Origin of the sequence: Burkholderia vietnamiensis LMG 10929 (assembly GCF_000959445.1) — a bacterium.
GTDB classification, from domain to species: domain Bacteria; phylum Pseudomonadota; class Gammaproteobacteria; order Burkholderiales; family Burkholderiaceae; genus Burkholderia; species Burkholderia vietnamiensis.
In genome coordinates, this window is sequence record NZ_CP009631.1 from 2,393,460 (window position 1) to 2,406,283 (window position 12,824).

General features: G+C 66.0%; 12 protein-coding genes. 1 reads left to right on the forward strand and 11 read right to left on the reverse strand.

The genetic code is table 11. The annotated features are described in order from the left end of the window. Positions 1-454 precede the first annotated feature (454 nt). From AK36_RS20870 to AK36_RS20915, 10 genes are read right to left on the reverse strand one after another with little or no spacing between them, the layout of a single operon-like run. Positions 455-1,417 carry an NAD-dependent epimerase/dehydratase family protein gene (locus AK36_RS20870; protein ID WP_045579096.1) on the reverse strand — a complete coding sequence of 321 codons (963 nt, stop codon included), beginning with the start codon at positions 1,415-1,417 and terminating at the stop codon, positions 455-457. Continuing rightward, positions 1,414-2,454 carry a fumarylacetoacetate hydrolase family protein gene (locus tag AK36_RS20875; protein ID WP_045579097.1) on the reverse strand — a complete coding sequence of 347 codons (1,041 nt, stop codon included), beginning with the start codon at positions 2,452-2,454 and terminating at the stop codon, positions 1,414-1,416. The genes AK36_RS20870 and AK36_RS20875 overlap by 4 nt, the downstream gene beginning before the upstream one ends. Continuing rightward, positions 2,451-3,047 carry a cupin domain-containing protein gene (locus AK36_RS20880; protein WP_045579098.1) on the reverse strand — a complete coding sequence of 199 codons (597 nt, stop codon included), beginning with the start codon at positions 3,045-3,047 and terminating at the stop codon, positions 2,451-2,453. The genes AK36_RS20875 and AK36_RS20880 overlap by 4 nt, the downstream gene beginning before the upstream one ends. After that, the gene (locus AK36_RS20885) at positions 3,044-3,859 is read right to left on the reverse strand and encodes a cyclase family protein (protein ID WP_045579099.1); all 816 of its coding nucleotides are present in this window, start codon (positions 3,857-3,859) and stop codon (positions 3,044-3,046) included. Before AK36_RS20885 ends, AK36_RS20880 begins: the two co-directional genes overlap by 4 nt. Continuing rightward, entirely contained in the window at positions 3,856-5,082 is a 1,227-nt protein-coding gene (locus AK36_RS20890) for an MFS transporter (RefSeq protein ID WP_080938702.1), read from the reverse strand. Before AK36_RS20890 ends, AK36_RS20885 begins: the two co-directional genes overlap by 4 nt. A gap of 14 nt (positions 5,083-5,096) precedes the next feature. Next, a complete protein-coding gene (locus AK36_RS20895) occupies positions 5,097-6,227 on the reverse strand; it encodes an FAD-dependent oxidoreductase (protein WP_045579100.1) in 1,131 nt (376 codons plus the stop codon). Positions 6,228-6,246: 19 nt separating this feature from the next. Beyond that, positions 6,247-6,618, reverse strand: coding sequence for a Rieske (2Fe-2S) protein (locus AK36_RS20900; RefSeq protein WP_034193139.1), 372 nt, complete (start codon positions 6,616-6,618; stop codon positions 6,247-6,249). A gap of 12 nt (positions 6,619-6,630) precedes the next feature. Beyond that, a complete protein-coding gene (locus AK36_RS20905; RefSeq protein ID WP_045579101.1) occupies positions 6,631-7,581 on the reverse strand; it encodes a VOC family protein in 951 nt (316 codons plus the stop codon). A gap of 26 nt (positions 7,582-7,607) precedes the next feature. Next, positions 7,608-8,771 carry an alpha/beta hydrolase family protein gene (locus tag AK36_RS20910; protein WP_045579102.1) on the reverse strand — a complete coding sequence of 388 codons (1,164 nt, stop codon included), beginning with the start codon at positions 8,769-8,771 and terminating at the stop codon, positions 7,608-7,610. Positions 8,772-8,822: 51 nt separating this feature from the next. Continuing rightward, positions 8,823-9,737 (reverse strand): SphA family protein, encoded by a 915-nt coding sequence (locus AK36_RS20915; protein WP_011884882.1) that lies wholly within the window; start codon positions 9,735-9,737, stop codon positions 8,823-8,825. Between the two features lie 297 nt (positions 9,738-10,034). Here AK36_RS20915 and AK36_RS20920 point away from each other — a divergent pair, with 297 nt between their 5' ends. After that, the gene (locus tag AK36_RS20920; protein ID WP_045579103.1) at positions 10,035-10,961 is read left to right on the forward strand and encodes a LysR family transcriptional regulator; all 927 of its coding nucleotides are present in this window, start codon (positions 10,035-10,037) and stop codon (positions 10,959-10,961) included. Between the two features lie 503 nt (positions 10,962-11,464). Here AK36_RS20920 and AK36_RS20925 read toward each other — a convergent pair. Beyond that, positions 11,465-12,805, reverse strand: a complete 1,341-nt coding sequence (locus tag AK36_RS20925; protein WP_011884877.1) for an APC family permease — start codon at positions 12,803-12,805, stop codon at positions 11,465-11,467. Between the last annotated feature and the right edge of the window lie 19 nt (positions 12,806-12,824).

Consider the following 12,824-nt stretch of genomic DNA (forward strand, 5'->3'; position numbering starts at 1 on the left):
GCGATTCGCAGTTCGTGGCTCGCCGGGAAGATCGGGAACGGCGCCGTACGGGCTGCGGTCGCGAGTTTGGACGCGGTCCACTGGGGGTCGATAGACGGCTACCGTTCGGGGCGAACTGCGGGGACGGGGTCTGTTGGTCGTTGGTGGAATCCTTGATTTGACATAATCATTATTATCAGTCGGAGCGATTGTAAGAGCAAAGTAGTAATGTCGCGTTTCCGCTAAATAATCGAGGCTGTAGCCGGGTGTCGGCTCAAACGGCCAACCGGCTGGAATTGACGACGCGGCAGATTCGCCGCTCGGCCACGACCGACTCGAGCACGGATTGCTTCTGCGATGTTTGCGTCCGTGCTGCGGACACCTGACATCCCACGAACCAGATTGACGCAAGGAAACGTCTCAAGCGCAGATTGCCATCACGCACTTGCCGCATCGAGACAACCTGCGTTTCACGTCACGCGTCCGTGCCGCCCTCGAGCGCCGCCTCCACCAGCCTTTCAATAGTGTCATCGTGCCGAAACCCGGCCTCGAGCGCTCGCCTATCCACGAGCGGCGGTTGCCGTCCAAAACGTTGCTCGATCTGATCCACGGGCGCGTAGTCGATCGTGAACGCGCCGAAGCGCCGGCGCAACGCATCGACGATCTCTCCCACGGAAAGATGCAAGACGGGCGGCGTCCACACGCGGCCCGCGTGCAACGACGCCGCCGGCATGCGCGCGGCGTGCAGCAGGTTGTCCACGCAGCATCTTCGCGACATCCACCATGCGGTAGCGTCGCGCGACACGGGGCACGTATAAGCCTCGCCGCGCTGTGCCATGCGAAAGATCTGGCTCATGAACGCCGACCCATGTCCCGACGACAACTCCGGCCGCGCCACGATGCCGGGCAGCCGCAGCGCGCGGCCGTCCAGCTCGCCGCGACGCGTCCAGTTCGCAAGGATCAGTTCGCCGACCAGCTTGTGCGTACCGTAGCTCGTGGCCGGGTGCGGCGCCGTGTGCTCATCGACAAAGTTCGGCAACGGTTCGCCCAACACCGCAACGCTGCTCGCGTAGACCACGCGTGCCGCGTACCCGTCGTGCAGCACGGCCTGCTTCGCGAGAAGTTCGAACAGCGTGAGCATGCCCCACAGATTGACGCTGTCGCCGGCAGCCGGCTCGGCTTCCGCTTGCGCGCCGGGCATGCTTGCCAGATGAAAGACGACGTCCACTGGTCTCGCGAGTAGCGGCTCGAGAATCTCGGGGCGGCCGAAATCGCCGGCCACCGCCGTGACGCGCGTGTCACCTGGCGCGCGCTCCACTCGTCGATCGATCAGCACGAGTTCCGACACATCGCCGGACTGCGTGATGCCATCGTGCAGCAAGCGCTCGACAAGCGCCCTCCCAACGAATCCTCCCGCTCCTGTGACGAGCACTCTCATGATCGCAGCGCCTCGCTTGTGACCTCGCTTATGACCTCATCCCTGACCTGCTCTGCGTCGCGAGACGCGCGCACGACCTGCTGGTCGATCGACCCGAACGGCGTGCCGCCCGCGTCGTCGCGAGCCGTCATGCGAACGCGGTCGCCAAACTGCATGAACGGTGTGTGTGCCTTTCCTTCATCGATCATCTCGATCACGCGCCGCTCGGCAATGCACGCGGACCCGGCGCCGCGGTCCACGTTCGACACCGTGCCGGAACCGACGATCGTCCCCGCCGACAGCCTGCGCGTACGCGCCGCATGTGCGATGAGCTCGCCGAACCCGAAGCTCATTTCCCCGCCGTGCGGATGCCCGAACCAGCGCTCATTCCAGTCCACGTGCAAACGCAGATGCACGCGACCGTCGCGCCAATGCTCGCCCAGTTCGTCCGGCGTGACCGCGACGGGCGCAAAGCTCGTGGAGGGCTTGGCCTGCAGAAACCCGAAGCCGGTCTTCATCTCGCGCGGCCCGAACGCGCGCAGGCTCCAGTCGTTGAGCTGCACGATGAGGCGCACGCGCCGAACCGCATCGTCGGGCGACACGCCCATCGGCACGTTTGCCACCACCACGCCGAACTCGCCTTCGAAGTCGATGCCGTCGTGTTCGTCCGGCAAGGGCACGTCGTGGTGCGGCCCGAGAAAATCATCGCTTGCGCCCTGGTACATCACAGGCACCGTGTCGAACTCGGAGATGGGCGGCGTATTGAACGCCTGTTCCATGAGGCGACCGTGATTCAGGAACGCCGAGCCGTCGCACCACTGCGGACTGCGTGGCAACGGCGCAGCGCAAGCCTGCGGATCGAACGGGCGTGCGTCGGGCAACGCGCCCGCATTCAGCGCGTCGTAACGTGCCGCGAGTAGCGGCGCGACCGCGTCCCAACGTTGCAGCGCATCGAGCAACGTCGGCGCGATCGGTGCGGCGTCCACGGCATAACGAAGGTCGCGCGACACGAGCAGCAGGCGGCCATCGGCGCCGTCCGGCAACGAACTGAATTTCATCGTGCCTCCCTCTCCGTCCGGCTCGCGAGCGCGGCGGCAATCGCCGGGTCGTAGACGCCGTCGATCAACGCGAACAGCATCCGGCACATGCGTCCCGAGCGATTCGCCCACGCATGGTTGGTCCCCCGTTGAATCACCACGTTGCCCTGCTTCAGCACGACCTCGGCGCCGTCGAGTATCAACGTCATCTCGCCTTCGATCACGACGCCATAGTCGATCGACTCCGTGCGATGCATGAGCGGATGCGGCGAGTCGGCCTGGACGGTCGATGCATCGGCGTCGCCGATCTGGCTGAACGCCGCATGCATGGCCGCGGCGCCGTGCGCGAGAAACTCCGGCGTGTCGGGCGGAATGTCGACGAAGCGCACGCGCGTGCCGTATCTCGGCGGCGGCAACATGAGCTCGCCGATGGTGGGATCGGAGCCGTTGTTCACCACCGCGGGGCTTTCCGACGTGCTCCAGACTTCGTGGAATACCGTGCCGGGAATCGCGGCAATTTCCGCGACGGTGGACAACGGACCATCGGACATGACGATCGCCCGGCCGTTGGCGTCATGGCCGGTCACGACGCGACGAATGGTGGAAAAGCTCATGCTGCGCGCTCCGCATCGGGTTGGTCGAGAATCGCGACGGCGCGCGTCCAGCCGGCGGAAGCGCCGCGGATCTTGTGCGGGAAGCAACTGATCGTGAAGCCGGCGGGCGGCAACGCTTCGAGGTTGTGCAGTTTCTCCAGATGGCAGTAGCCGATGTCGCGGCCGGCCTTGTGCCCTTCCCAGATCAGCGACGTATCGCCCGTCTGCGCAATCTTCGTCGCGGTGTAGGAGAACGGCGCGTCCCAACTCCAGGCGTCGGTGCCCGTCAGGCGCACGCCGCGCTCCAGCAGATACATGGTGGCCTCGTAGCCCATCCCGCAGCCCGCGTTCACGTAATCGCCGTGCCCATAGCGCGAGCCGGCCCGCGTGTTCACGACGACGATGTCGAGCGGCTGCAACGCGTGGCCGATACGCGCCAGTTCGGCCTCGACATCGGCGGCGCTCGCGACGTAGCCATCGGGGAAATGGCGGAAATCGAGCTTCACGCCGGGCTGGAAACACCACTCCAGCGGCACCTCGTCGATCGTGATGGACGGCCGCGCCTCGCCGAGCCGTGCGTCCATGGTCGAATGGAAATGCCAGGGCGCGTCCAGATGCGTGCCGCTGTGCGTCGTGAGCGTGACCCATTCCGCGGCGGCAGCCTCGCCGTCGGGATAATCGTCGGCTTTCGTGCCCGGCAGCATGGCCATGAATTCGGGCAACGTGTCTGCGTGCTTCTGGTAGGTGATCTTCGGCGCGAGCGGCGGCGGATCGGACAGCACGTCGTTCTCCAGATAAATGGAGAGATCGACAAACCGGCGAACGGGCTTCATGCGTTGACTCCTTGCGTATCAGGACGGCCCTCGAGCCGCGAAAAGCAGAACACCGCCGCCACCGCGATCATGGCCGCCGCAATGCCCAGGCTGCCGTAGCCCGAATGCTTGACGAGCGTGCCGCCGAGGAGCGGCCCGATTGCGGCGCCCGTCATCAGCATGGCGGGCGTCGCGGCAACGGCGCGTCCGGTACGGTCGATGCGGGCGAGCATGCCGAACGCGAAGGTATGGGTGAAGATCATCACGGCGGCAAAGACGGCGGTGGCCGCGGCATACGGCCCGACGGTCGCGCTGTGCGTGATGATCAACGCAAGCGCCGCCTGTAAGATGGGACCGCCCTGCACCACCCTGCGCCCCGCGATGCGCCGTTCGAGCAGCCCCGCCACCGGTGCGGGAAACAGGTTGACGAAGCCGAGCGCGATCAGCGTGCCCGTCACGGCGCCGAAGCCGAAACCGTGGTCGAGCCCGATGCGCTGCACGAAGCTGAAGAGCATCGACTGCGTGAGCCCCATGCATCCCACGCTTGCCATGCCGAACCAGACCGCGCGCGCGAAGCGCGGCTCGGCGACCGACGCCGTGCTGTGTTGCGCGCGAATCGACGGGAATGCCAGGGCGCAGGCAATCGCCGCCGTAGCCATGATCCCCGCGAACACGCGAAACAGCATGGCGCCGCCGTGTTGCGCGATCAACGCAGGCGTGCCGCCCAGAAACGCGATTGCGAAGATGCCGAGCGCGAGCCCCGCGCCGGCGAACAGGCGATGCGGATGGCGGCTGCGTCCGATCGTGCCGTGTGCGAAGCTCAGCCCGCAGCCCACGGCGATACCGGCCAACGCATGCAGCACCGCCATCGCCGCATAGCCGTCAATCGACGCGATGCCGACGAACGCGAGCGTCGCCGTGCCGAAACCGAGCGTCGCCATGACGCGCGCCGGCAGACGGTTCAGGCGCGGCGAGAAGAACAGGCTGCCGACGACGGCCCCCGCCAGAAACAGCGTGGCGAGCAGGCCGGCCTGCTGTGGGTCGAGCCGGTATGCGCCGATCAGGGTGCCCACCCATACCGGCAAGGCGACCAGATCGACCATGCCGGCACAGTGCGAGATCAGCAGGACCGCGATGCCGGATGCGCGCAGGCGGGTGCCCGCATCCGCGTCCGCATCGGCGCCGCCCGGCAGGTCGACGTGCGCGGCATGCGCCGCGTGTGCCGCAGAAAGGTTCGTTTCCATCGTGGCTCCGGTCGTCAGATCTGCTGCGCGAGCCGCTGGTGCGTCTCGTGCATGATGCGGGTGTGTTCAGCCTTGTCGCCGCCGCTGATCTCGATCTCGCCGAGGCGCCCGGAGTTTTCCACCACCATGCGGCAGCGCTCCCAGCGCCGCGCCTGGAAAGCCTGCAACGCCGCCTGCACCGTCGCGCCGCGTCCCAGCTCCTCGGCCAGCACGATGCCGTCTTCTATGCCGATGCCCGCGCCCGCGGCCATATGCGGCGTGGTGGCGTGCACGGCGTCGCCCACCAGCACCACGCGCGCGCTGAACCAGGGCTGCGGCAGCAGCAGGCTTTCCAGCGGACGATAGATGCAGTGCGACTGCGGTCCCACCTGCGCGCGAATGGATTGCACCAGCGGCGCGCCGAACGGCGCCAGCAGATCCGCGAGCATGCGCGGCCAGTGCGCGGGATCGACGCGCTCGTTCGTCGGCCGGTCTTCCGTGACGAAGACGTACATTTCTTCCTGCGAAACAGGATTGACGCCGACCTTCACCTTCTGCCCCAACCACATCGTGGCGCAGGCGATCTCCGCCGGCCGCGGCACGACCGCACGCCACACGCCCTGACCGGTGTAGCGCGGCTTGGGCGCATTCGGGAACACGGCATCGCGCACTTTCGAGTACAGGCCGTCGGCGCCCACCACGAGATCGTAGCGGCCGTGCGTGCCGTCCGTGAACGTCACGTCCACGCCGTCGTCGCGCTGCGCGATCTGCGAGAACGTGCAGCCGAGCCGCACGTGCACGCCGGCCGCACGCGTCGCATCCGCCAGAATTCCGGCCAGCGCGGGGCGCATGATGGCTCCGCCGCCGGGCACGTCGTCGCCCGCTACGCGCGGCGTCGGCAACGTGCCGATCGGATGGCCCGCGGCGGTGAAGAGGTTCACGCCGTCGCCGCCGTGGCCGTGTTCGAAGAAGGCGTCGAGCACGCCCACGGTGCGCAGGGCGCGCAGCGTCGGGCCGCCGATGCTGATGCCCGCGCCATACGAACGCCAGCCCGTGTCGATTTCCACAAGATCGACGCTCAGGCCGAGCTTCGCGCACTGGATCGCGGTCGTCATGCCGGCGAACCCTCCGCCGATGACGAGGATGCGCTGAAGGGAGGATGTCATAGGGGTGTCTCCTGGTGCTTTATGTGATCGATCGTGTGTCGTGCCGGACCAGCACGACGTAGCCGTCTTCCGTCACTTCGATGGGAACCGCGATCAGCCGCTGGCCGAGGCACGGCCCGAGCAGGCACACGCCGCTCGCCATGTCGAACTGCGCGCCGTGCGCGTGACAGACGATGCGCGTGGCGTCGCCGTTCAGATAGGCGTCCTTACGCCAGGCCATCGGCGTGTCGCCGAAATGCGGGCAGGCGTCGCGCCACGCATGAAGCTGCTCGCCGCGCCGCACGACGAAGATCGTGTCGCGCCCCGCTCCGTCGGGATCGAAGCCGCGCGCGCCGGGATCGGGCAGATCCGCGACGCTTGCCAGGCGTACTCGAAGCAATGGCTCGGACATGGTCGTGCGCGGTCAGTCCGCCTTGACGCCGGCCGGCGGCGCCGCGCCCGGCGCCCAGTTCTCGCGATGCTGGAACAGGAACAGCTGCGATGTGTCCGCGCCCAGCGCGGCTTCGCGTGCGGTCCAGTCCGTATCGTGCAGGTCCATGTCGGCGTCGTACTCCACGTGGCAGCCGAACGGGCTGTTGAAGTACCAGAACCAGTTGGAGCCGAAGCGGTGACGCCCCGGCCCCCAGAACGACTGGTAGCCCTTCGCGACGAACCGCGTGCCTGCCTGAAGCACCTCGCTCGGACCGCCCATATGGAACGTGAAGTGTTCGCAGCCCTTCATGAACGGTGGCGTCTCGATCATGAACAGTGTGTGATGGTCGAGCGTGCCGGCCGGCTGCAGGAACGGGCCGACGCCCGTGAAGCGGTCCGTGCAGCGAAAGCCGAGCCGCTCCACGTAGAACGCCTCGGCGCGCGCGGCGTCCGGCACGAAGTAGACGACGTGCGAAAGCGTGCGCGGCGTGAGCGCGGCATCGTCTCGTGCGCCGACCACGTTCGGTGCGCGTTGCGCCGGCGCGCCGGGCGCGTTCACCGGCTCGGCGGGCAGCGAAAGCGGCCGGCGCTTCGTGAGCTGAAAGCCGATGGCAAAGCCCATGTCGTCCACCGATTCGATCGACCCGTCGGCGAGCGTGCGCACTTCGCGGTCGCGATGCAGCTCGTCGGCAATCGCATCGAGCGCCGCGGCATCGGCCACGCCGTAGACGGTCTTGCGCAGCATGCTCGCCGTGCCGAGTGAAGGTGCGAGGCGCGCGTCGTCGCGATGCGCGATTTCGATGCCCGTGCCGTCGAGCGCTTCGAAGCGCCCGCCGGTGTCGTCGCGGCGCACCGGCACCAGGCCATAGTCGATCAGATACTGGCCGCACGCGGCGACGTCGTCCACGCCGAAGGCCAGCGTATCGAGTCCGATGATGTTCATAAGATTGCGTTCCAAGAAAAGGTGGATCAGCGTGCGGTGCGTCCGCCGAGGGTTTCGGCGACCCAGTCGGCGATGAAGTGCCCCGCGTTGATGGAGTTGTCGAAGCTCGAGTGCTGCACGCCGCCTTCGCGTTCGGTGAAGATCTTCAGTTCGCGCTTCGGGCTGTTCACGAGCTGCTCGTAGGTGCGATGCGCCCAGGCCACGGGAATCTGCGAGTCCTTCGAGCCGTGCGTGACGAGGAACGGCACCTTGATGCGTTCGACCACGCCGTCGAGATGCACGTCTTCCGCGATGCGCATGAAGTCGTCGATGTCTTTGGCGCCCCAGACCCAGCAGACGTGCTTCCAGTAATGCGGCACCGGGAAGTTGCCCTCGCGCTGCAGGCGCTTTTTCTGCACGTCGCGCCAGTCGTGATTCGCGCCCCATACGACGCCGCACGCGAAACGCGGCTCGAAGGCGACCGCGCGCGGACAGTAGTAGCCGCCGAGCGAGACGCCCTCCATGCCGATCCGCTTTGCGTCCACGTCGTCGCGCGTTTCGAGCCAGTCCACGATACGGCTCGCCCAGACCTCGGTGTTGTAGACCGCGTGCATGCCATGCAGCCGCAGCGCTTCGCCGGTGCCGGGCTGATCGACGATCAGCGACGACACGCCGCGCTGTGCGAGCCATGCCGGCAAGCCGACGAAGTACTTCATTTCCTTGGTCGAATCGAGGCCGTTCACCTGCACGAGCAGCGGGCTGCGCGCGCCGCCGGTCTGCTGCGCCTTCACGAGCAGGCCGGACAAGTGCCCATCGCCGTAGGGAATGGCCACGCGCTCGCAGTTTTCGCCGGTCAGCGCGATGGCCCGGTCGAACGTATCGAGCGAACGGCGGTACAGGTCGATGCGCCCGGGCGCATCGTGCGCAAGCATGCGTTCGGCCGTGATGAGATACATGGCGGCACGCCGGTATTTCTCGCCCGCGGAGAGCAGCCGTCCTTGCGCTTCATCTTCGCCTGCGAGGTCGCACAGGCGGTCGGCCGTCTTGACCCAGGCTTCGCGAAACGCGCGGGTGCCTTCCGCGTCGGGCTGGCGCGACGCCTCCATTAGCGGCGCGCACATGTCCTCGATTTCGCCCATGCGCGCGCCCATTTCAATGGCGAGATCGACGGACAGGTTCCAGACGTAGTTGGTAGGAAAGTAGCGAAACATACTGATTGCCTTCGTTGAAATGACGTATTGCTTGCGATGCGCGCGTAAGCGCTAGCCCTTGCGCCCGAAGCCGGGCCACAGCGGAATGGCGATGTTCAGCCACACGTTGTTGCTCTTCGATGTATTCGCGGCATACACGCCCTGCTGATAGTTGAGGTTGATGTTCCAGCTTCTCGCGTCGTAGACGAGCGACGGGCCGATGCCGAAGGTCCGCATGCGATTGCCCACGTTCGCGCCGTTGGCCTTGTCGTCGCTGAACTGGTTCAGATACTCGCCCACCACGCCGAGCTTCCAGGGGCCGAAGTTCCAGCCGGCCTCGAACTCGCCGACATAGCCATTGCCCGAGCGATAGTTCGTCGTGCCGTTCTTCGCGTTGAGCAGCAGGCGGTTGGCGATGCCGACGTCGAGGCCGTTGGGCGCGTTGTAGCGAATCGAGAACACCGGCTGCACCGACGTGTAGCCCACCGCGACGCTCGCCTTCACGGGGCTGTAGGAACCGTTCTCGAACGCGACGTCGATGCCCGACGCGATCGCAAGGTTCTGCGACAGGCGCCATTGCAGCAACACGGGTGTCAGCGTGATGTTGGCAAGGCCGTTCTGCGTGCCCGACTGCCCCGCTACGCTCGTATGCAGCGACACCACCGGAATGACGAGCTGCGTATAGACGTTCGCGCCCAGCAGATGAAACGGATAGGCCAGCAGCAGACGCGTCGTCTCGGAGAACACCGACGAATGAAACGGGATGGGCAGCTTCTTGCCGTCGTTGCCATAGAGGCCGTTCGAAAAGCTGTAGTTGAACTGCTGCAGCGCGAACAGGCCCGGAATCGGCGGAAGATTGGCGAAATTCGTGCCCACCGCGCCCGCGGGATACGGCGAAACCCCGCCTTCGAATGCCTGTGCCGGGTTCATCGAAACGGCTACCGATACTGCGCAGCCGATGGCCATTGCGGCCGATTTTTTCAACATGCTGTCTCCTCAACCTGGACGGCGTTCGTGCCGCGCGGCGTCTCTTTAGTAGTGGAAAGCGTGGCGTGCGCGGCGCACGCACGAGTCGTACGTGCACGCTGAAAGTGCGCTGACGCTGGCCTCCCGACGCGATGCATGCGTGATCGCAGCGGGATGTGACATAGGTTAAGATAGGCCGACGTATTGCAGAAATGGATTCAATCCATACGCGCTATCGATGGTGTGAATACACTCAGGTGTAACCCTGTATGCCGCGCTCACACCGCGACAAGAATGAGAAGCACGGAGACGCCCCGCATGCGGTTCAACAAGCTCGACCTCAATCTGCTCGTCGCGCTCGACGCGCTCTTGAGCGAACAGAACATCAGCCGCGCCGCCGAGAAAATCCACCTGAGCCAGTCAGCGACGAGCAACGCGCTTGCGCGGCTACGCGAATACTTCGACGACGAACTGCTCGTGCAGGTTGGTCGCAAGATGGAGCCCACGCCGCGTGCCGAGGCTCTGAAGGACGCCGTGCGAGACATCCTCGTCCGTGTGGATGCCACGGTGACGGCCCAGCCCGAATTCGTGCCCGCGCAGGCGTGTCGCCTGTTCCGGCTGTTCGTGTCCGACTACACGATGACGACGCTGATTCCGCACCTGTTCAGGCTCGCCTACGCGCAGGCGCCCGGCATCGGTTTCGATCTGCGCCCGCAGGTCGCCTATCCGCACCGGGTGCTGGAGCGCGGCGAAGCGGACCTGCTCATCATCCCCAAGGAATATTGCTCGACCGAGCATCCGGCCGAGGTGCTGCTGGAGGAAACGTTCTGCTGCGTTTTATGGGAGCACAGTCCGCTCGCAAAGGGCGAGCTGACCAAAGAGCGCTACATGGGCGCCGGGCACATCGTCGTGCAGGTCGGCGAAGGGCAGACCGCGCTCGAAGCCTGGTTCATGCAGCGGCTCGGCGTCGTGAGGCGCGTGGAGGCGAGCACGTACAGTTTCCTCTCGCCCGCGCATCTGCTCGTCGGCACGAATCGGATTGCCACGATGCACCGGCGGCTCGCCGAAGCGGCTGCGCGCGACCTGCCGCTCGTGTTGCGCGACGTGCCGCTCACCGTGCCCACGATGGAGCAGTCCGTTCAATGGCACAAGCATCGCACGTCGGACCAGGGCCTCATGTGGCTGCGCGCGCTGCTGAAAGAGGCCGTCGCGGCGATGGACCGCGCACGTCTTGGCGACGGCTAGATCGTCGCGGTCGGGGTATCGGGGATGACCCGCTGTGCTGGATTGGTCGACGATCGTCGCTGCGGGCTCGGTCGTGTTCGTGCGGGTGTTGGTCGCGGGTAGTCAGCAGCATGGCTGCGGGGACGCTCGATATGCCGCAGTGGATGATGAGCCGCAACATCAGGCAACTCGAACCGCGACGCGCCGAAGGCTCGTTCCGCCGAATCGAATGCGGTGCGGGTTTGGCGGGCTCGGAACGATGCCCACCGAAAGGTTAGCGGCGCACTGCCGCCAGTGCGCCACTCGGTACGTCGAGCGCTTCGATCTTCGCGTCAGCCGGGAAGGCTGCGCTCGACACTAGCATCGTCAGTTAGCCCGGCCCACGACGTACCGATCGCAAACGCGAGCCGTGGTGCCCGGCGCAACCGCTGACGCCCGCATTGACGACACCGCCCGACCACAGGGCGGCGCGATGATTGACATCCGCGACGCCGCCCAACGCCGGCAAGCGTCGCCGACCTAACTCAAATCGCCACTTCAGGCGGCGCCTGCCGAAACAGCCGCGTAATCCAGCACAGATACACGAGCCCGAGCCCGAACCACACGAGGCCCAGCACGATTGCGGTTTTCTCGAGGCTCGCCAGCAGCCAGAGGTCGGCCACCGCGCCGATCGCCGGGAACACGAGCCCGCCGAACACGCCGATCCGGCGCTCGCCATGACGGCCCGACAGGTACAGGCGAATCACGCACAGATTGACGGCCGTGAATGCAAGGAACGCGCCGAAGTTGATGAACGACGTCGAGGTGGCGACATCGAGCTTCAACGCGATCAGCCCGACGATGCCGGCCAGCGCGATATTCACGGCCGGCGTCTTGAACCGCGGATGAATGACCCCGAAGATGCGCTTCGGCAGGATCTCGTCGCGGCCCATTGCATACAGCAACCGGCCGACGCTCGCTTGCGCCGAGATGCCGGACGCGAACTGCGCGAGGATCAGCCCGGCGAGGAACACCGTCACGAACAGATCGCCGCCGATCATCTTCGCCACTTCGAAGGCCGCCGAATCCGTGTCCTTGAATTCCACGCCCGGATGCGCGAGCTGCATCGCATATGCCGCGATCACGAAGATTGCGCCGCCGATCAGCGCAATCAGCAGGATCGCGCGCGGCATGTTGCGTTTCGGATCGATCGTTTCTTCGGTGAGCGTCGACACCGCATCGAAGCCGAGATACGAATACGCGGCGATCGCCGCGCCGGCCATCGTTGCGCCGAACGGTACGTGCGGCTTGAAGAACGGCTCCGCCATCGCGATGCCGCCCGCGCCCGCCGCTGCCGATGCATAGTGCCAGCACAGCACGACGAACATCGCGACGATCGCGAGCTGCACGACCATCAGCACGATGTTGAAGCGCGCGGCCAGCTCGATGCCGACGATGTTCAGGCCGCTCGTCAACACGATGAACGCGACGATCCAGATCCAGGTCGGCACGTGCGGAAATGCCGCATTCAGGTACGCCGCGCCGATCAGCCAGATCACCATCGGCAGGAAGAAGTAATCGAGCAGCGTCGCCCATCCGATCATGAAGCCGAGATGCGGATTGAACGTCTTGCGCGTGTACGTATAGGCCGAGCCGGCGGTCGGATAGAGCCGCGCGAGCTTGCCGTAGCTGAGCGCGGTGAACGCGATCGCGACCAGCGCCAGCAGATAGGCGAGCGCGGCCGTGTCGCCGCTGGCCTTGGCCAGCACGCCGTACGTGCCGTACACGATCAACGGCGCCATATAGGCGAGCCCGAACAGCAGCACGGACGGCAGGCCGAGCGTGCGCTTCAGCTGCAGCGGTTCATGGGTTGACGAGGCTTGCATGTTATCTCCCGGGCCTTCG

Bases quoted from the DNA above. Each gene is read 5' to 3' on its own strand.
- AK36_RS20870 (WP_045579096.1), bottom strand. From the start codon at position 1,417: ATGAGAGTGCTCGTCACAGGAGCGGGAGGATTCGTTGGGAGGGCGCTT.
- AK36_RS20895 (WP_045579100.1), bottom strand. From the start codon at position 6,227: ATGACATCCTCCCTTCAGCGCATCCTCGTCATCGGCGGAGGGTTCGCC.
- AK36_RS20910 (WP_045579102.1), bottom strand. From the start codon at position 8,771: ATGTTTCGCTACTTTCCTACCAACTACGTCTGGAACCTGTCCGTCGAT.
- AK36_RS20880 (WP_045579098.1), bottom strand. From the start codon at position 3,047: ATGAGCTTTTCCACCATTCGTCGCGTCGTGACCGGCCATGACGCCAAC.
- AK36_RS20885 (WP_045579099.1), bottom strand. From the start codon at position 3,859: ATGAAGCCCGTTCGCCGGTTTGTCGATCTCTCCATTTATCTGGAGAAC.
- AK36_RS20875 (WP_045579097.1), bottom strand. From the start codon at position 2,454: ATGAAATTCAGTTCGTTGCCGGACGGCGCCGATGGCCGCCTGCTGCTC.
- AK36_RS20905 (WP_045579101.1), bottom strand. From the start codon at position 7,581: ATGAACATCATCGGACTCGATACGCTGGCCTTCGGCGTGGACGACGTC.
- AK36_RS20920 (WP_045579103.1), top strand. From the start codon at position 10,035: ATGCGGTTCAACAAGCTCGACCTCAATCTGCTCGTCGCGCTCGACGCG.
- AK36_RS20915 (WP_011884882.1), bottom strand. From the start codon at position 9,737: ATGTTGAAAAAATCGGCCGCAATGGCCATCGGCTGCGCAGTATCGGTA.
- AK36_RS20890 (WP_080938702.1), bottom strand. From the start codon at position 5,082: ATGGAAACGAACCTTTCTGCGGCACACGCGGCGCATGCCGCGCACGTC.
- AK36_RS20925 (WP_011884877.1), bottom strand. From the start codon at position 12,805: ATGCAAGCCTCGTCAACCCATGAACCGCTGCAGCTGAAGCGCACGCTC.
- AK36_RS20900 (WP_034193139.1), bottom strand. From the start codon at position 6,618: ATGTCCGAGCCATTGCTTCGAGTACGCCTGGCAAGCGTCGCGGATCTG.